Consider the following 18,244-nt stretch of genomic DNA (forward strand, 5'->3'; position numbering starts at 1 on the left):
ACTCACCGCCCCTCCAGCAACTCCCCCGCCCGATCCAGCAACCCCAGCGGGTCGTCCGTCTTGTGAATGTCCACCGAGAGCATCTGCCGGAACTTGCGCGCGCCGGGGAAGCCGGTGCCCAGGCCCAGCACGTGGCGGGTGATGTGGTGCATGGAGCCGCCGTCGCGTAGGTGCGCTTCCACATAGGGGCGCATCAGCGCCAGGGCTTCGGCGCGGGTGATCTGCGGGGCGTCGCTGCCGAACAGTTCGCGGTCCACGCCGGCCAGCAGGTAGGGATTGTGATACGCCTCGCGGCCAAGCATCACGCCGTCGAAGGTGTTCAGGTGCGCCTGGCACTGCTCCAGAGTCTTGATGCCGCCGTTGAGGATGATCTCCAGTTCGGGGAAGTCCTGCTTCAACTGCGCGGCGATGTCATAACGCAGCGGCGGAATGTCACGGTTTTCCTTGGGCGACAGGCCCTCGAGAATGGCGATACGTGCATGCACAGTGAAGCTCGTGCAGCCGGCGTCGCGAACGGTGCCAACGAACTCGCACAGCTGCTCGTAACTGTCGCGGCCGTTGATGCCGATGCGGTGCTTGACGGTCACCGGAATCGTCACGGCGTCGCGCATGGCCTTGACGCAATCGGCCACCAACTGCGGATGCCCCATCAACACCGCGCCGATCATGTTGTTCTGCACGCGATCGCTCGGGCAACCGACGTTGAGGTTGACCTCATCGTACCCCGCGGCCTGCGCCAGACGCGCGCTGGCAGCAAGGTCGGCCGGGTTGCTGCCACCTAATTGCAAGGCCAGCGGATGCTCCGTTTCGTCATGGCGCAAAAAGCGCTCGGTATCGCCGTGCAGCAACGCGCCGGTGGTCACCATTTCGGTGTACAGCAGCGCATTTTTCGACAGCAGACGCAGGAAGAAACGGCAGTGACGATCCGTCCAGTCCATCATCGGGGCCACGGAAAAACGCCGTGAGGGCTCGGACGGAAGGCGGTCGGTACGGGGTTCTGTGATAGGCAACATGGGCGCAATTAGCAGGTCGGGCGAAGGAGGACGCGCATTCTAACAGCTCGCCCGCCAGGCTGAAGCCGATCCGGCTGAAAAGACACCCTCTGCAGAACCGGTTCCATCCTGACATTAATGACCCAAGTGTTCAGAACTTATAACAACTTAATCGATACCGCACAGTCCTACGCTTAGCGACCCTCCTAAACATTAGCACGCTAACAACCGCCTTTTAAAACACGCTTTTTACACGCCCATAGACGCTGGCGTTATTAACGCCATCGCCCGGCGGATTCTTTGACGCCATTAATTCGCAGCCTGGTTAATCCATGACTCTTTAAACAGGGTTATTTAAATAAGAAAGGAAGTTGACGCCAACAAAATAAATGAACTTTATTTTAACTCACCACTGGCAAAGTATTTTTATTGAGATATAACAAGTAACAACCTGCACACACGAACGTACAAACATGACAACCCTTAAGTTCATCGGCCTCTGGCTGCTGCCTCTGTGCGCCGCCACCACGGCGTTTGCTCAGCCCAGCGTGAACACTTCCGCAACGGTTGAACAACACCGGACGCTTAACCACCGGGACGTCGGCGGCATTGTGATCGGGCAGACCATGACGCTGGCAGGCCGAACGTTTTATGACAGTTTCGCAAACACCTGGCGTGAGAAAGATGAAGCGGAAACATTCACCGTCACTATTACCGAGCGACCCACGGCGCGTTTAGGCAGCCAGGTATTCGTGGATTACGGCAATCGCCGGTTATTTCAAATGTTCCTGCCACCCAATCGAACGCTTATTCCGGCCATTGCCGCCGACGCGGCCGGCCAGGTGTATCAGGGCATCCTTGATTATCAATTGGCACAATTCTTTGGCGACCCGGACATGGGACGAGACGAGCTATGAAAGCACTCACTATTAACCGCAGTTTGGTGGTTGTTGCCAGCCTCGCCTTGATGGCCGGCATGGGGTCAGGCGTCCAGGCCAGCGAACTGGCGTATGTCCCGAACAACCCGTCATTTGGCGGCAATCCGTTGAACGGCCCGGTGCTGCTCAATCAGGCGCAGGCGCAAAACCATTACGTCGAAAAGTCTTCATCGTCCGGCGCCTACGCCGGGCAGACCGCGCTGACCCAGTTCAACAGCATGTTGCAGAGCGCCATCCTCAGCCGGGTGTCGTCGGCGGTCACGTCCAGCATCGTCGGTACCAACGGCCAACTGGTGCCGGGCACCGTCGAAACCACTGACTTCCGCATCGCAATCACCAACCTGCAAGGCGGCCTGCTGCAGATCGTCACCACCGACAAGAACACCGGCCAGACCACCCAGTTTCAAGTGAATCAACCGTAACACCCGTCGCACCCGCTACCCCGCAACACCCCACTACCCAACTGAATAAGGAAGATCACCATGCAAGCACGCAAATCCTTACTGTCTCTGGCCATCCTGTTTGCTGTCTCCGGTGCGGCCATGGCCGACTCCAGCACCGTCAACACCACCCAGGCAGGTTCTGACAACGGACTGAACGTCGAGCAACGCGGCGCCACCCAGTCCACTGTCACCGTTAATCAGAACGGCGGCCGTAACACCGCAGGCGCTATCAACCAGACGGCCACTTACAGCAACCTGACGATCAATCAGACCGGCTACTACAACCTCAGCAGCGCCAAACAGGCCGGGAACAACAATACCGGCTCCATCACTCAGAACGGCGGCGGCCCTCAGCCGCAGATCGCCAGCCTGGATCAGTCCGGCGGCTACAGCAAAGCCAGCATTGATCAACAGAGCAACCACAGCACCAGCGCCTCCATCACCCAGGGCGGCGGTAACAACAACACCGCCAGCACTTCGCAGATCGGCAATAGCACGCGCGTCGGCACGACTGTCTCCCAAGCCGGCAGCTACAACCTGGCGACTGTTTCGCAAGAGAGAAATAACAACACCGTCACCAGCAGCGTCACCCAGGCGGGCAACAGCAATACCGGGATTGTTTCGCAACAGCATAACGCCCAGCAGGTGTCCGCCACTCTGCAACAGAACGGCAACTACAACGTCGGCTCGATCCAGCAGAACGACACCCTCGTCACCACAGCCAAGGCTCAACAGCGCGGCGATTTCAACACGCTTTCCGTTTCGCAGAACGGCTCTCTGCTGAACGCCGACGTCCAGCAGAACGGCAACAACAACTACGCGTCCAGCACCCAGACCGGCCTTAACAACGAAGATACGCTGCTGCAGACCGGCAACAACAACCGCGCGGCTGTGAGCCAGACCGGCACCGGCACTTACCTCTCCACCAACGCCGTTCGCCTGACTCAGTCCGGCAACAACATGGTCGCCAACGTCAGCCAGACCGGCGGCAGCGGCAACGTGGCAACGATCTACCAACACTAAGATGGTGTACCCCGCCAGGTTCTGGCGGGGTTTTCTTGCGGGAAGAAAAAGAATGCGCGTCCGCCCCCTCATGTTGATCGTCACCGCCGTCATGCTGATTGCCGGCTGCACCACGTCCCGCCCTGCCGCGACCATTTCCCCGGCCACGCTGTCGCCTGCGACCCAGAGCCTGCGTGACCTGACTCACCTGCCGCCGCCCGCTGGCCCCATCAGCGTTGCGGTGTACGGCCTGCGCGACCAGACCGGGCAATACAAACCGTCCCCCGACAGCTCGTTTTCCACCTCGGTGACCCAGGGCGCCGCGTCGCTGCTGATCAGCGCCCTGCGGGACTCACGCTGGTTCAAGCCGGTGGAACGCGAAAACCTTCAGGACCTGCTGACCGAGCGCAAAATCATCCGCGCCCTGGAGCAGCCCCAGGACCAGGCCCAGGTGCAACTGCCTGCGCTGCGACCGGCGAACATGATCATCGAAGGCGCCATCGTCGCCTACGAAAGCAATGTGCGCACCGGCGGCATCGGCGTTCGCTATCTGGGTGTCGGGCCCTCGGAGCTTTACCGTCAGGATCAGGTGACCGTCAACCTGAGGGCGGTGGACATCCGCACCGGTGACATCATCCAGAGCATCACCACCACCAAGACCATATTCTCGATCCAGGTCGATTTCGGCATCTTCCGTTTTGTCTCCCTCAAGCACCTGCTGGAGGTGGAGACCGGCGTGTCACGCAACGAGCCCGTGCAGCAATGCGTTCGCGAAGCCATCGAGACGGCGTTGATCCACATGATTGCCCAAGGTGCGCGGGACGGTAGCTGGAACCTGAAAAATCCCACTGACCTGAACAAACCGCTGCTGCAGAGTTACCTGCAGAGCTACGACGAACAGATGACCACCTTGCCGCTGGCTGACGCGGACAAGGACATCGTTGCCACAGGAGAGAAAAATGGAACGCAACGCTAAAGGATTCGGCTGGGTCGCAGCGGCACTGCTGCTCACCGGCACGCTCGCCCAGGCGCAGGATCTGGTGCGCGAAGCACGCTACGCGGACATCACCGTCGGCAACAGCGTCGCCACCATCTTGCAGATCGGCGCCTATAACACTGCGCGCGTCGATCAAAGCGGGGCCCGACAGAATCAGGCCGTGAGCCAGACCGGCAGTCGCAACCAGGCGGTGGTCAACCAGAGCGGCGTCAACAACGCGCTCACCGCCCAGCAGTACGGCACAGCGAACACCGCGCAGGTCAGCCAGTCGGGCAACAACAACCAGACCGGCGTGATGCAGAACGGCACCGACAACGCCGCAAGCGTGGTGCAGACCGGCGCCTACAATCAGGCCTTCGTCGGGCAGTACGGTCAGGCCAACCAGGCCAGCGTTACCCAGGCCGGATCGGGCGGCGCCGTCTCCATCAAGCAGTTCGGCGACAACATGAACGCAAGCGCGACCCAACGGTGACCTTGATGATGGATTTCACGCAGCTGGTGGTGACGGTTGACGCCCAGCGCAGCGGCTCGACGGTGGTGATCCGCCCGCACCTCGAGAATCCTGCCCCGCTGACGCTGCAATACCGAATGACCGTCAGGCAGAACAGCGCCCAAGGCACCTCGGCCATCAACCAGCAGGGCGACCTGCAGAACGGCGTTGCGGCAAACAGCGTGAGCCTGACGCTGCCGGCTGACGCCACGTGTCAGGTGCATCTGGAGGTCTTCGACCGCACCACGCTGATCAAATCGGTGGACAGCGACTGCGGCGACACGCCCGCCCGCTGATTCAGACGGTGCGGGTTCAGAAGCACAAGCCGCATCAGCGCCCTCTCCCTCGCTCGGCCCCCGACCGTCAGCGGATAAGATGCCGGGCGCCGGGAACATCCCGGGCGGTCCGGGCTCCAACCAGTCTGGATCGAGTATCCGCCCTCCTCGGGAACCGACAGACCATGACCCCGCGCTGCCCTTTTAAAAAGCTCGCACCGCCCGGATCATGGCTGACGCGCAGGCGCGACGTTTGCGCAAACGCAGGCGTCTAAACCGGCGTGTCTGTCGCGGTTTACGCCCTTGAGTGACCGGCGGCGCTCGGGTAATGTCAGCACAACCACAGGACAGAGCACGCTCATGACTTCCAAGCTGGAACAACTCAAGCAATTCACCACCGTCGTTGCCGACACCGGCGACTTCGCTGCCATCGAAAAACTCAAACCCGTCGACGCCACCACCAACCCTTCCCTCTTGCTCAAGGCCGCTTCCAGCGACAGCAACAGCGATCGGTTGAAAGAGGCGTTCACCGGCAGCAACAACGACATCAACGTCGCCAGCGACCGTTTCGCCGTCGCCATTGGCCGCGAGATTCTGAAAGTGGTCCCGGGCCGCGTCTCCACCGAAGTGGACGCACGCCTGTCGTTCGACACCCAGGCCTGCATCGAACGCGCCGACCGCATCGTCGGTCTGTACGAAGATTTCGGCATCGGTCGCGACCGCATCCTGATCAAGCTGGCGTCAACCTGGGAAGGCATCAAGGCCGCTGAAGTGCTGGAAAAGAAAGGCATCCAGTGCAACCTGACCCTGCTGTTCTCCTTCGCCCAGGCCCAGGCCTGTGCCGATGCCGGCGTGTTCCTGATCTCGCCATTCGTAGGTCGCATCTACGACTGGTACAAGAAAGCCGAAGGCAAAGACTACGTCGGTGCAGAAGACCCGGGCGTGCAGTCGGTGACCCGCATCTACAACTACTACAAGGCCAATGATTACAAGACCGTGGTCATGGGCGCCAGCTTCCGCAACCTCAGCCAGATCGAAGAACTGGCCGGCTGCGACCGTCTGACCATCAGCCCTGACCTGCTGCAGAAACTGGCAGAAGACAACGGCACGCTGGCGCAGAAACTCAAGCCGGGCAACGGTGGCGAGGCGCGCGTGACCCTCAACGAAAGCCAGTTCCGCTGGGCTTCCAACGAAGACGCCATGGCCACCGAGAAACTGGCCGAAGGCATCCGTCAGTTCGCCCGTGACCAAGTGGCACTGGAAAAAATGCTGTCGGCCAAAGCGTAAAGCGTCGGGCATGTAAAAAGGGCGGCACCCTCACAGGTGCCGCCCTTTTTTAATACCTCGGTTCAGGACCGAGGCGTGTTACTGGTGTTCGAGTGCGTTGACCAGATCACGGAAGGCTTCGCGGTTCGAATCGTTCAAGCCCATGAGGATCTTGTGGGCCTCCAGCACTTTGGCCTTGACCACGTCTTCGCACTGATCCTGGCTCGGCAGATCGCTCAGCGCTTCAGGACGCGGAATCGGCCGACCGACAATGTTGAACACCTGATCGAAGCCCATCGACTGCAACAGGCGCGTGATGTCTTCGTGGGTGGTGACGACCGTCGGCAACAACCCGGCTTTCTGGCGCGAGAGGATCGACAGCTTGGCCAGCAGACCGAGGGTCGTGCTGTCGATGCTGCGGGTTTCGGTCAGATCGATGACCACCGTCGAGAAGTTCATCGAGGTGAAGATCCGTTCAATTGTCGCATCCAACGCCGAGCACAGTGTCAGACGCACTTCACCCACAAACTTGAGGACGAATGTGCCGTCTTGCTCGGCGAACTGGATTCTACCGGTACTCATTAAAGGTTCCTGCTCAACACTAACAAGGCGATATCATCCGGCATCTCCCCTAGCGTGGCCAATCCAAACGTTTGGCGCAGACCATCCAGGCTGCCCCCCGCCGCCTTGACCAGTTCGGGCAAGCTGGCTTCTTTCTCTTTGAGTGTATCACCTGGCAGAAGGTCCAGAATGCCGTCGGACAGCAGCGTCAGACTAAAGGACTCCGGCAGATCGATGACGTGATCCGTGTAAGTCGCTTCGTTGAACAGCCCGACGGGCAGACCACGGCCTTCTAGGTAATGCGTGTCACCCGGGGTGTAGAACACCGGCAGCGGCAAATGGCCGCCGACGCTGTAGGTCAACTGCCCGGTGTCTTCGTCGATCACGCCGCCCACCATCGTCACGTGCTTGCCCAGCTTGCAGCTGATCAGCCCGCGATTGATATGGCCCAGCACGTCTGACGGTTTGAATTCCGGCAGACTGCCGCCGCGCTTTGATTCGAACAGCAGACGCGTGGTCATGAATTTCAACAGCACGGTGATGAACGCAGACGACGCGCCATGGCCGGACACGTCCGCCAGGTAGAACGCAACACGGCGCTCATCGACCCGGAAATAGTCAACGAAATCGCCCGACAGGTACAGCGACGGGATGATCTCATGTTCGAATTCGAACGCATCAATGGCCCAGGGGCTGGTAGGCAGCATGTTCATCTGCACCTGACGCCCCGCGTCCTGGTCTTCCTGCAGCAAATGCAGGCTGGCCTCGAGCTCGCGGTTGGCGGTCTCCAGCTTCTGGCGGTATTCCTGGTTTTCGTGGAGCAGGCGTGCGCGATCCAGCGCGCGTCGGACCGAGTGCTCAAGCACTGCGAGGTCTTCGAGGGGTTTGATCAGGTAGTCGGCCGCGCCAAGGCGCAGGGCTTCGACGGCATCGCTCATCACGCCTGCGCCGGACACCACGATGACCGGGGTTTCCGGCGCAAGGCTGGTGACCTGACGAATCAGCTCGAGACCGCCCACCTGCGGCATGCGCAGATCGCAGATCAGCAGATCGGGCTTTTCCTGCTCGAAGGTCTGGAGACCCTGCAGGCCATTACCGGCTTGCAGAACGCTGAAACCGCTGTCTTCCAAATAGGCCGCGAGACTCGCGCGCACTACTTCGTCGTCATCGATGATCAGCAGCGTGGCACTGGTTTTTTGCATGTGGGCAAACGGCGCCAGATTAGGTTGGCGTAGGCGGCTGGTTGCAGTCAGCCCGCGTACTGGATTCGCTTCTAGCCTCTCTGGCTCAGGTAGCGGACTTTTGGTCAAACGCTTCACATGACAGAGCTGCCCTTCAAGGCGCAGACGGTACTCCCATCCGCCTGGCGTTTCAAGCGTGGCCCGGCTGCCGAGCGGCGTCTTTACATCGCAAATCACCCGGAGTTATAAGAACCGTTAAATCAGCAATCAAAACAAAGGATGTGCCATGGGTCAGCTCGATCGCGATTACGAAGAAAAACGGGATTACATTCGCATGCGGGTCGATGCGGACATCAGTCTGATCTACGCCGGCCAGATTATCCCGGCGGTGTGCGTGGATTTATCCAGCTCCGGCATGCAGATACAGGCGCCGCGCTCGTTTCAGGTGGGTGACAAGATCAGCGTGAGCATCGATTCCGAGCATGCCGCGCTCAAGGGCCTGGAGGCCGACACCGAGGTGGTGTGGATTGCCGACATCGACGGCGGCGATCAGAGACTGGGCCTGACGATCTTGAAGATCAAGTGACGGCAGCCCGGAACTCCGTCACATTTTCGAAAATTAGCGAAAATAAAAAGGCGACCCTAAGGTCGCCTTTTTTTGCGTCGTTTTGCGGACCGGCTGAATCAGAAGTCGTCGACGACCTTGCCGTCTTTGACCTTGAACTCACGGTTCTGCAGGTAAGCGTTGCGGATGAAGATGTACTTGTCGCCATTGATCAGCTTTTCAGCCGACAGCAGGCTGGCGCGGGTATCGACCAGACTCACGCCCAGCGCGGTGTTGCGCGTCGGCACGTGATCAATGTACCGCCAAGGCTGGGTGTAGGTGTCAGGGTATTTGGCGAATGCGTCACGCACGGTGCTGGGACCGAACAGCGGCAGCATCACGAACGGACCGCTGGCAACACCCCAGTGACCGAGGGTCTGACCGAAGTCTTCGTCGTTGCGCTGCAGGCCCATCTTGGTGCCGACGTCGAAGAAGCCGAGCAGACCGAACGTGGTGTTGAAGATCAGGCGCGCGGTGTCGACGCCAGCGGCCTCAGGCTTGGCCTGGAGCACGTCGTTGGCAAAGTTGGTCACTTCGCCGACGTTCTTGAACATGTTGTGAATGCCGTCTTCGAGGAACTGCGGCGTGATGAACTCATAGCCTTGGGCGATGGGTTTCAGCGCGTAGGTGTCGACGGTGTCGTTGAAACGGAAAATCGCACGGTTGACGCCTTCCCACGGATCTTCGTCTGCCGCGTTTGCAGCCATCGGCGCCACGGCCAGGCTGGCCCAGACGCACGTTCGAACCAGACGATTAATAAAGCCAGCACCGTTCTCGGGCATAGCTGAGACTCCCAGTCAAAGTAATGAAGCGGGCGCTACGCCCCAAACCAAAGGCGAGAGTATAAAGCCTTCTGTGACTATTTACGTCGCTGAAATGGTCAGGGTTTTGTAGGGCAATAAACATCCCGAGTCACTGTCATCGTTCAGTCATCGATTTGTCATGGCAATCCCTTAGCGTCTACGGCTTTGAGAGGGAATGCCATGCTCGCCCCGGTTGCCGTCGCTGTTCCGCCGTTCACCGCTGTGTTGTTCGGACTCAGCGGATGCCTCGTCGACTTCGGCGCCCAGACACGCACGCTGCTTGCCGCCGATGGCAAGTCCCTCGCCTCCCATGACGTCCAATCCTTTGCAGCGCCGGCGCCCGGGGCAATCAACGCACTGAAGTACCTCAAGCAGCACGGCATTCCCTGCGCCTGGATCGATGAGTACCCCTCCCCGGTTACCGATCAACTGGCTGCGCCACTGAGCAACCTGATTTTGCCCACGCCCCCGCCAACCCACCGCTGGCCAGCACCTGATGCGTGCTGGCAGGCGCTGATGATCCTTGGCGTCATGCAACTGGACGGCTGCGTGCTGGTCAGCGGTGATCCGCGTCTGCTCATGGCCGGAATCAACGCAGGGCTGTGGACGGTCGGGCTCGCGTCCTGCGGGCCGCTGTGCGGTTTGTCACCCGAGCAATGGGAAGCGCTGAGCGACCTGGATCGCGAGCGCCGTCGCGGCCGCGCCACCCTTGAGCTGTATGCCGCCGGCGCGCATTCGGTCATCGATCACTTGGGGGAACTGGAGTCCTGCCTGGCGGATATCACGCTGCGCCGGCAGAAGTCGGAAAAGCCTTGAGCTGACAGCGGTCATGCACGGCGGCCGGGAGTGGATTAGTCTAGAGCGGTAAGGACCTTTGCCTGCGCATTGCGGTCCATCGTGAGACCCATCACATTAAGGAAGACCCCATGTCCGTCAGTGACTTGCAACTACAACTCAACACGTTGCGCGAGCAGCTTGAGCAAAATCCGCAGCTGACGCTGGAAGAGCGCGGGAACCTGACTGAGGTCATGGAGCAGATCCAGGCGCAGATCGAACTCGAAACCGTCTCCCAGGACCCGAGCATTGCCGATGGCGTCAATCTGGCGGTCGAGCGGTTTGAAGTCGATCACCCGACCATCGCCGGCACGCTGCGCAATGTGTTGGTAACCCTGGGCAGCATGGGGATCTGAATCATCCCGTCCCTCTTCATGTGGGAATGACGGGGATGGCGTTCCACCCCGGTCACTCCCACAGTGCGTTAACGTGCAGAAAGTGGTCGAGAAGTTACTGCCGCGCGAGACGCCCGGTCTCCAGCGTCAGTGTTTCCGTGCTGCGGTACGGATTGATGTCCAGCCCGCCGCGGCGCACGTAACGCGCATACACCGTCAGCTTCTCTGGCTTCAGCAAGCGCTTCAGGTCCATGAAGATGCGTTCCACGCACTGCTCGTGGAAATCCGAATGCTGGCGGAAGCTGACGATGTACGCCAGAAAACTTGCGTGATCCAGCGCCGCGCCACGGTACTCCACCGCGACGCTGCCCCAGTCCGGCTGGCTCGTCACCGGGCAGTTGGATTTGAGCAGATGGCTGTGCAGCGCGTCGTCCACCACTTGCGACTCATCGCAGCGCAGCAGCTCGGGTTGAGGCCGGTCGTAGCTTGAAATGCTCACGTCCAGGTCATCGACACACAGACCCGGCACCGCGACGATACCCTCGGCCTCGATGTCCTTCAGACTGCGAACGCGGACGCCAACCGGCTTGCCTGCGGCCGCCGAGAGGTCTTTCTCCAACGTGGCGATCAGCTCGGCTTCAGACGCGAACGCAGTCTGGTTGAGCGAGTTCAGGTACAGCTTGAACGACTTGGATTCGATGATATTGGCCGAGTCCGCCGGAATGCTGAACTCACCGATGGCCACCACCGGCTTGCCCGACGGCAGCAGCCAGGACAGCTCATAACAATTCCAGAAATCGACACCCTGATAAGGCAGCGTCTCGGCGGTCAGGCCCAGCTCCGCCCACTTGGCAGCGCGCGGAATCGGGAACAGCAGAGACGGGGTGTACGTGGTGATGTATTCGCTGGACTTGCCCAGCGGCGAGTGTTCGGCTGCGGGATGCATGGCGGGACCTGAACCTGAATAAAGCGGCTGTAAAAACCAAGGCCGCGAAGTTTATCGGGTTCGGCCCGGGTTTTCAGCGTTTACTGACTGATCGCCAACTTACCGACCGTGCCCCCTGGCCATGCCCGGGGATATTGCACGCGGACGCCAGACCCGTGGCGTCATTGCTCCCCGCCGCGGGTCAGCCCCTGATCCCTCTCCTACTCGTAGCGCAGGGCGTGGGCCGGCTGAATCTGCGCGGCGCGATAGGCCGGGTAGATCGTCGCCAGAAAGCTGAGGATGAAGCCGGCACTGCAGATCAGCGCCACATCGCTGCCTTCGAGCTTCGACGGAAGGTTGCTGATGAAGTACACGTCCGAGGTGAAGATGTGCTGGCCTGTCACCCGCTCGACCCAGCCGACGATCTGACTGACGTTGATCGCCGCGATCACGCCCAGCACACCGCCGATGACGGTGCCGACGATGCCGATGACGGTGCCCTGCACCATGAAGATGGCCATGATCTGCCCGGGGGTGGCGCCAATGGTGCGCAGAATCGCGATGTCGGCGCCCTTGTCGTTCACGACCATGATCAGCGTGGCGATGATGTTGAAGGCCGCCACGGCAACGATCATCAGCAGCAACAGGCCGATCATGGTCTTTTCCATCTTCATGGCGCTGAACAGGCTGCCCTGACTGTGGGTCCAGTCATCCGCTTTGTAGTCCGCTCCGAGTCCGGCGGCAATGGCCGTGGACACCTGGGGCGCGGCGTAAAGATCCGTCAGCGCCAGGCGCACGCCCTGCACCTGATTGGGCTGCCAGCGCTGGATCACCGCAGCATCCGCGACGTTCACCAGCGCCATGGAACCGTCCAGTTCAGCGCCGACCTTGAACACGCCCACCACCGTCAAACGCTGCAAACGCGGGGTGATGCCACCTGGGGCGCTGCTGATTTCCGGAACGATCAGCGTCAGTTTGTCGCCGACGTTCAGGCGAAAGCGCCGGGCGGTGATTTCGCCGATCACCACACCAAACTCGCCCGCCTTCAAGTCCTGCAACCGGCCCTGCACGATGTGCTGGGTCACGATGGAGACCTTGGATTCCAGCGCCGGATCGACGCCGTTGATTTGAATCGGCTGCATCGACCCCTTGTACGACAGCATGCCGTCCATTTCAGTGAACGGCACGGCGGCGGTGACTTGCGGATCCTTGAGCGATGCCTTGGCAGCCGGCTGCCAATCGTCCAGCGGCTTCACCCCGGAGATCACCGCGTGGGGAACCATGCCGAGGATCCGCGAGCTCATTTCCTGCTGGAAACCGTTCATCACGGACAGCACCACGATCATCGCCAGCACGCCCAGCGCCAGCCCGATCATCGAGGTCATGGAAATGAACGAGATGAAGTGGTTGCGACGCTTGGCCCGCGTGTAGCGCGTACCGATAAAGATGGATAACGGTCTGAACATTCGTGGAGCACCGTAACTAAGCAGCTGAAAGTAAAAAGCCGATGCCCGAAAGGCACCGGTTGTGCGGGTCAGGCTTCGACCAGACGGCCTTCTTCAAGACGCCACACGCGGTCCATCTGCCGGGCCAGCGCCATGTCGTGGGTCACCACCAGAAACGCGGTGCGCGACGACGTGCTGAGTTCCAGCATCAGGTCCTGAATCCCTTGGGCGGTATGCGAATCGAGGTTGCCGGTGGGCTCGTCGAGCATGACCAGACCCGGCTGGTTGACCAGCGCGCGGGCAATCGCCACCCGTTGGCGTTCGCCACCCGACAACTCCGATGGCTTGTGCGCCAGTCGATGTTTGAGCCCTACCCGCTCCAGCAGGGCGGTTGCGCGCTGACGCGCTTCCGGAATCGGCGTCTTGCCGATCAGCAGCGGCATGCAGACGTTTTCCAGTGCAGTGAACTCGGCCAGCAAGTGGTGGAACTGATAGACGAAGCCAAGGGCGCGATTGCGCAGCAGGCCTCGGGCTTTCTCGTTCAGCGCCGAGAGCTCTTCGCCCGCCAGCCAGACACTGCCTTCGGTCGGCGTGTCGAGGCCGCCGAGCAAGTTGAGCAAGGTACTTTTGCCCGACCCCGAACTGCCGACGATCGCCACGCGTTCGCCCGGGTGCAACTCCAGTTGCAGTCCCGACAGGACGACCACGGATTCCGGACCTTCCTCGTAGGACTTGCCCAGGTTGCGGCAGCTCAGTACAGCTTTATCACTCATGCCCGACTCACTCATAACGTAGCGCCTCCGCCGGCTGGGTGCGCGCAGCACGCCAAGCCGGATACAGGGTGGCGAGGAAACTCAGGACCAGCGCCGCGCCGCATACCAGCAGCACGTCCTGGGCCATCAATTGCGAAGGCAGATAGTCGATGAAGTAGACATCCGCATTGAGAAACTTGTGACCGATCAGGCCTTCCAGCGCCGAGATCGCCGAACTGACGTTGAGCGCCGCAAGAATGCCGACACCGGCGCCAATCAATGTTCCGACCACGCCGATAACCGTGCCCTGGACCATGAAGATCGCCATGATCTGGCCCGGGGTGGCACCCAGGGTGCGCAAAATGGCGATGTCGCCGCGCTTGTCGTTCACCACCATGACCAGCGTGGAAATGATGTTGAACGCCGCCACCGCCACGATCAGCAACAGCAGCAGGCCGATAATGGATTTCTCCATGCCGATCGCCTGATACAGGTTGCCGTGGGTGCGGGTCCAGTCACGGGAGTAATACTGATGCTCGCCGAGATTCTGGGCGATGTCGTACGCCGTGCGCGGCGCCTTGAACAGGTCGGTGAACTTCAGGCGCAAGCCCTGCACCTGATCCGGCTTCCAGCGGTGCAGCCGCGCCAGATCCTGCAGGTTGGTAACGCCCAGGTAGCCGTCCAGCTCGCCGGCGCCGACATGAAAGATGCCGACCACGGTGAAGCGCTTCATGCGCGGGAACATGCCCGCCGGGGTCACGGTGACTTCGGGTGACACGAAGGTGACTTTGTCGCCCATGCCGACACCGAGCTTGGTCGCGGCCTTGTCGCCGATCACCACGCCGAAGCCGCCCGCGACCAGATCGTCGAGGCTGCCCTGCTTCATGAAGCCGTCGATGATCGACACCTTGCGCTCCTGCGCCGGGTCGATGGCGTTGAGCAGGATCTTCTGCACGTTGCCGTTGTTGGTCAGCAGGCCTTGCATCTGGGTAAACGGCGCAACGGCTTCGACCTGTTTATTCTGTTTGACGCGGGCGGCCAGGGCCTGCCAGTCATTGATGGGCTCGCCGGACTCGATGGTCGCGTGGGGCACCATGCCCAGCACGCGGGTGCGCATCTCGTGGTCGAAGCCGTTCATGACCGAGAGCACGACGATCATCACCACCACGCCCAGGGCGAGGCCGATCATCGACGTCAGGGAAATGAAAGAGACAAAATGATTACGACGTTTGGCACGGGTGTAGCGCGTACCGATAAATACAAAAAGAGGTCTGAACATTTAGGGGCTTGTTCGAAGGAATGGGAACGTCCTTGTGGCGGGCTTGGGCCAGCGGCTTTACACTCGAATCACCGCCGAATCATGCTCGAAAAGCCGAGCCATGATTTTGAGCAATCACTCTGACAATCGCCGCTACCATGGGTTCGCCATGCCGACACTAGATGAAGAAGAACGCCGCGAATACTACCGTATCGAGGACAGCGTCGCACTGGAAATTAACCGCATCGCCGGCCCACAGACGGGAGATGAACCTGGCCATCACGACACTTCCACGCTGTTCGATCTGCTGAGCGAATTGCACGTCGCCGAGTTCGAATCCCAGCACCTGCTGCGTCAGCTGGATGATCGCGACCGCACCACCAACAGCTTCCTTCGGGCCATGAGCAAACGCATCGACCTGCTCGGTCAAGTGGTTGCGCACACCGCATTGGGCAAGCTGGGCGCCCCCCAGCGCGTGATCATGTCCGAGGGCGGTCTGCAATTCGTGACCCCTCAACCCTTCCCGCCCGGCACCTTGCTGTCGGTGAAAATGGTGCTGATGCCCCAGGCTTCGGGGATGATGCTGCGCGCCCGGGTGACACATTGCGATGCGTTGGCCATCGGCGATTTTGATGTCGGCAGCGAGTGGATCGACCTCACCGATGCCCAGCGCCAATTGCTTGCCCGACACATCCTGCAACGACAAGCCGCGCAGCGACGCCTGGCCCGTGAGCAAAGTGACCCAGACGTCAAGCCCAACTGATTCCAGCTCGACTTATTCCAGCGCTATGCGTACCAAGGAGTGATTGTGACCATTATTTACGGCCACCGCGGCGCCAAGGGCGAAGCACCGGAAAACACCCTCACCAGCTTTCAGGAATGCCTCAAACACGGCGTCAAACGCTGCGAACTGGACCTGCATCTGTCCCGCGACGGCGAGCTGATGGTGATCCACGACCCGACGCTCAAGCGCACCACCGACCGGCGCGGCAAGGTCGTCGAACACGATGCCGCCGATCTGGTCACCTACGACGCGCGCAAGGGCGGACCGGGCTGGGTGCAGCCCTGCCCCATTCCTCGTCTGGAAGAACTGTTCGAACAGTGCCCCTTCGACCACTGGCAGCTGGAAGTCAAAAGCGCGTCGCGCACCCGTGCGGCAACCACCGTGCTGGCCATTCGTGAACTGGCTCAGCGCCACGGACTGCTGGATAAAGTGACGATCACATCGAGTTCCCGGGAAGTGCTGCGCGCAGCTTTGGAGCTGACGCCGGACATCTCACGCGGGCTGGTGGCGGAATACGCCTGGCTTGATCCACTCAAAGTGGCTCAGGGCTATGGCTGCGAAATACTGGCGCTGAACTGGACGCTGTGCACGCCGGAGCGCCTGAAGAAAGCACAGAATCAGGGCCTGCACGTGTCTGTCTGGACAGTCAATGAGCCCGCGCTCATGCGCAGGCTCGCTGACTTCGGCGTTGACAGCCTGATTACAGACTTTCCCGGTTTGGCCAGCGCCACCCTTGGGAAGTACTGAAATCGGTCTCCCCGGCCGGCTCAGGCCACCGGCCGGAGCCGCTCAAAAAAGCCGGTTAAGGCCGTCGTACGCCGCTACCCGATAAGCCTCGGCCATGGTCGGGTAGTTGAACGTGGTGTTGACGAAGTACTTGAGGGTGTTCGCCTCGCCCGGCTGATTCATGATCGCCTGACCGATGTGCACAATCTCCGATGCCTGGTCGCCAAAGCAGTGCACGCCCAGGATCTGAAGGGTTTCCCGGTGGAACAGGATTTTCAACATGCCGACCGGCTCGTGGGAAATCTGCGCGCGGGCCATGCTCTTGAAAAACGCCTTGCCCACTTCGTACGGCACTTTTGCGATGGTGAGGTCGTGTTCGTTCTGACCGATGGAGCTGATCTCGGGAATGGTGTAGATCCCGGTCGGCACATCGTTGACGAAGCGCCACGCGCCGTTGTCGACCGCGCTGCCCGACGCCGAACGACCCTGGTCATAAGCTGCGCTGGCCAGACTCGGCCAGCCAATCACATCGCCGGCGCCATAAATGTTCGGCTGGCTGGTGCGGTAGGCTTCGTCGACATCGATCTGTCCACGACCGTTGGCCTTGATGCCGACGTTCTCCAGACCCAGCTTGTCGGTGTTGCCGGTACGGCCGTTACACCACAGCAAAGCGTCGGCCTTGACCTTCTTGCCGGACTTGAGGTGCAGAATCACGCCGTTGTCCAGCCCTTCTACGCGCTCGTATTCTTCGTTGTGGCGAACCATCACGTTGTTGTTGCTGAAGTGATAGCTCAGGCCCCGCGAGATTTCCGAGTCGAGGAAGCTCAGCAACTGGTCACGGTTGTCGATCAGTTCGATCTCGACGCCGAGACCGCTGAAAATCGACGCGTATTCGCAGCCGATGACCCCTGCGCCGTAGATGATCAGTTTGCGTGGTGTGTGACCGAGGCTGAGGATGGTGTCGCTGTCGTAGATGCGCTTGTGGGAAAAATCGATATCGGCCGGGCGATAAGGCCGCGAGCCGGTGGCGATGATGATCTGATTGGCGACCAGTTTTTCCACGATTCCGGTGTTGCAGACCACGTCGATGCTGCGCTCGTCGGCAAAGCTGCCGGTGCCGAAGAACACGTCGACACGGTTGCGGGCGTAGTAACCGGTGCGCGACGCCACTTGCTTGCTGATGACCCTCTCGGCGTTCTTCAGAACGTCCGGGAAGGAAAACCAGCGTGGCTCACCGATGGCGCGGAACATCGGGTTGGTGTTGAACTGGATGATCTGTTTGACCGAGTGACGCAGGGCCTTCGACGGGATCGTGCCCAGGTGGGTGCAGTTGCCGCCGACCTGCCGGCGGCTGTCGACCATTGCCACCTTGCGCCCGGCCTTGGCAGCGTTCATCGCCGCGCCTTCACCCGCCGGGCCCGAACCCAGCACTACCACGTCGTAGTTGTAGACAGCCATGCGTACTCCTCAGAACTGGCCGAGACACCACTCTGGTGCCTCTGGCTGAATCATGCCGCCGCGGGCGGCATGAAGGATCGAAACTCGCGGCGCAGTCTAGTCTCAACGAGGACAAACGACCATTAACCCTTGGTCGCGTCCCCCGGCAGACTTCTCTGCGCAGTCGCGGGTCGAG

Annotated in this window: 21 protein-coding genes; 12 read left to right on the forward strand and 9 right to left on the reverse strand. The window is 60.7% G+C overall.

Going from position 1 to position 18,244, the window contains the following annotated elements; translation table 11 throughout:
- Positions 1-2: 2 nt before the first annotated feature.
- A complete protein-coding gene (gene dusA, locus M1E04_RS15620; protein ID WP_065989637.1) occupies positions 3-1,013 on the reverse strand; it encodes a tRNA dihydrouridine(20/20a) synthase DusA in 1,011 nt (336 codons plus the stop codon).
- A gap of 452 nt (positions 1,014-1,465) precedes the next feature.
- Between dusA and M1E04_RS15625 the strand changes: the two genes are divergently transcribed.
- From M1E04_RS15625 to tal, 7 genes are all read left to right on the forward strand, one after another.
- The gene (locus M1E04_RS15625; RefSeq protein WP_065989635.1) at positions 1,466-1,909 is read left to right on the forward strand and encodes a CsgE family curli-type amyloid fiber assembly protein; all 444 of its coding nucleotides are present in this window, start codon (positions 1,466-1,468) and stop codon (positions 1,907-1,909) included.
- Positions 1,906-2,352 (forward strand): curli assembly protein CsgF, encoded by a 447-nt coding sequence (locus M1E04_RS15630; protein ID WP_197986036.1) that lies wholly within the window; start codon positions 1,906-1,908, stop codon positions 2,350-2,352. Before M1E04_RS15625 ends, M1E04_RS15630 begins: the two co-directional genes overlap by 4 nt.
- A gap of 60 nt (positions 2,353-2,412) precedes the next feature.
- The gene (locus tag M1E04_RS15635; RefSeq protein WP_065989631.1) at positions 2,413-3,396 is read left to right on the forward strand and encodes a hypothetical protein; all 984 of its coding nucleotides are present in this window, start codon (positions 2,413-2,415) and stop codon (positions 3,394-3,396) included.
- Between the two features lie 52 nt (positions 3,397-3,448).
- The gene (locus tag M1E04_RS15640) at positions 3,449-4,351 is read left to right on the forward strand and encodes a CsgG/HfaB family protein (protein ID WP_065989627.1); all 903 of its coding nucleotides are present in this window, start codon (positions 3,449-3,451) and stop codon (positions 4,349-4,351) included.
- Positions 4,335-4,844 (forward strand): curlin-associated protein, encoded by a 510-nt coding sequence (locus M1E04_RS15645; protein ID WP_065989623.1) that lies wholly within the window; start codon positions 4,335-4,337, stop codon positions 4,842-4,844. Before M1E04_RS15640 ends, M1E04_RS15645 begins: the two co-directional genes overlap by 17 nt.
- A 5-nt stretch (positions 4,845-4,849) precedes the next feature.
- Positions 4,850-5,158, forward strand: coding sequence for a curli-like amyloid fiber formation chaperone CsgH (csgH, locus tag M1E04_RS15650; RefSeq protein WP_065989708.1), 309 nt, complete (start codon positions 4,850-4,852; stop codon positions 5,156-5,158).
- 339 nt (positions 5,159-5,497) lie between these two features.
- Positions 5,498-6,424, forward strand: a complete 927-nt coding sequence (tal, locus tag M1E04_RS15655; protein WP_192134236.1) for a transaldolase — start codon at positions 5,498-5,500, stop codon at positions 6,422-6,424.
- A gap of 78 nt (positions 6,425-6,502) precedes the next feature.
- Here tal and rssC read toward each other — a convergent pair whose 3' ends face one another.
- Together rssC and rssB are read right to left on the reverse strand one after the other, a co-directional pair.
- Positions 6,503-6,985, reverse strand: a complete 483-nt coding sequence (gene rssC / locus M1E04_RS15660; RefSeq protein WP_037009276.1) for an anti-sigma factor antagonist RssC — start codon at positions 6,983-6,985, stop codon at positions 6,503-6,505.
- The gene (rssB, locus tag M1E04_RS15665; RefSeq protein ID WP_192134238.1) at positions 6,985-8,166 is read right to left on the reverse strand and encodes a two-component system response regulator RssB; all 1,182 of its coding nucleotides are present in this window, start codon (positions 8,164-8,166) and stop codon (positions 6,985-6,987) included. Before rssB ends, rssC begins: the two co-directional genes overlap by 1 nt.
- Positions 8,167-8,431: 265 nt before the next feature.
- Here rssB and M1E04_RS15670 point away from each other — a divergent pair, with 265 nt between their 5' ends.
- Entirely contained in the window at positions 8,432-8,731 is a 300-nt protein-coding gene (locus M1E04_RS15670) for a PilZ domain-containing protein (protein WP_065989616.1), read from the forward strand.
- Between the two features lie 98 nt (positions 8,732-8,829).
- Here the strand turns inward: M1E04_RS15670 and M1E04_RS15675 are convergent, their stop codons facing one another.
- A complete protein-coding gene (locus M1E04_RS15675; protein ID WP_192134241.1) occupies positions 8,830-9,531 on the reverse strand; it encodes an MlaA family lipoprotein in 702 nt (233 codons plus the stop codon).
- 201 nt (positions 9,532-9,732) lie between these two features.
- On the opposite strand from M1E04_RS15675, the gene M1E04_RS15680 reads away from it, so the two are divergent.
- On the forward strand, positions 9,733-10,368 hold the full coding sequence (locus tag M1E04_RS15680) for an HAD family phosphatase (RefSeq protein WP_296306032.1): 636 nt from the start codon (positions 9,733-9,735) through the stop codon (positions 10,366-10,368).
- 110 nt (positions 10,369-10,478) lie between these two features.
- The gene (locus M1E04_RS15685; protein ID WP_065989610.1) at positions 10,479-10,742 is read left to right on the forward strand and encodes a DUF4404 family protein; all 264 of its coding nucleotides are present in this window, start codon (positions 10,479-10,481) and stop codon (positions 10,740-10,742) included.
- A gap of 94 nt (positions 10,743-10,836) precedes the next feature.
- On the opposite strand, the gene queF is transcribed toward M1E04_RS15685, so the two are convergent.
- From queF to M1E04_RS15705, 4 genes are all read right to left on the reverse strand, one after another.
- Positions 10,837-11,667 carry an NADPH-dependent 7-cyano-7-deazaguanine reductase QueF gene (queF, locus tag M1E04_RS15690; RefSeq protein ID WP_456291663.1) on the reverse strand — a complete coding sequence of 277 codons (831 nt, stop codon included), beginning with the start codon at positions 11,665-11,667 and terminating at the stop codon, positions 10,837-10,839.
- A 200-nt stretch (positions 11,668-11,867) separates the two neighbouring features.
- Positions 11,868-13,112 carry a lipoprotein-releasing ABC transporter permease subunit gene (locus tag M1E04_RS15695; RefSeq protein WP_065989608.1) on the reverse strand — a complete coding sequence of 415 codons (1,245 nt, stop codon included), beginning with the start codon at positions 13,110-13,112 and terminating at the stop codon, positions 11,868-11,870.
- Positions 13,113-13,180: 68 nt separating this feature from the next.
- The gene (gene lolD, locus M1E04_RS15700) at positions 13,181-13,864 is read right to left on the reverse strand and encodes a lipoprotein-releasing ABC transporter ATP-binding protein LolD (protein ID WP_166650625.1); all 684 of its coding nucleotides are present in this window, start codon (positions 13,862-13,864) and stop codon (positions 13,181-13,183) included.
- Between the two features lie 7 nt (positions 13,865-13,871).
- Positions 13,872-15,122, reverse strand: coding sequence for a lipoprotein-releasing ABC transporter permease subunit (locus M1E04_RS15705; protein ID WP_065989603.1), 1,251 nt, complete (start codon positions 15,120-15,122; stop codon positions 13,872-13,874).
- 148 nt (positions 15,123-15,270) lie between these two features.
- Here M1E04_RS15705 and M1E04_RS15710 point away from each other — a divergent pair, with 148 nt between their 5' ends.
- Complete coding sequence (locus M1E04_RS15710) at positions 15,271-15,864, forward strand: PilZ domain-containing protein (protein ID WP_456291664.1); 594 nt, start codon at positions 15,271-15,273, stop codon at positions 15,862-15,864.
- 45 nt (positions 15,865-15,909) lie between these two features.
- Positions 15,910-16,632: a glycerophosphodiester phosphodiesterase gene (locus M1E04_RS15715; protein WP_296306031.1), complete on the forward strand. Its 723-nt coding sequence runs from the start codon at positions 15,910-15,912 to the stop codon at positions 16,630-16,632.
- A 42-nt stretch (positions 16,633-16,674) separates the two neighbouring features.
- On the opposite strand, the gene sthA is transcribed toward M1E04_RS15715, so the two are convergent.
- A complete protein-coding gene (gene sthA, locus M1E04_RS15720; RefSeq protein ID WP_065989599.1) occupies positions 16,675-18,069 on the reverse strand; it encodes a Si-specific NAD(P)(+) transhydrogenase in 1,395 nt (464 codons plus the stop codon).
- Positions 18,070-18,244: the final 175 nt, after the last annotated feature.

Source organism: Pseudomonas sp. AK106 (assembly GCF_053903055.1).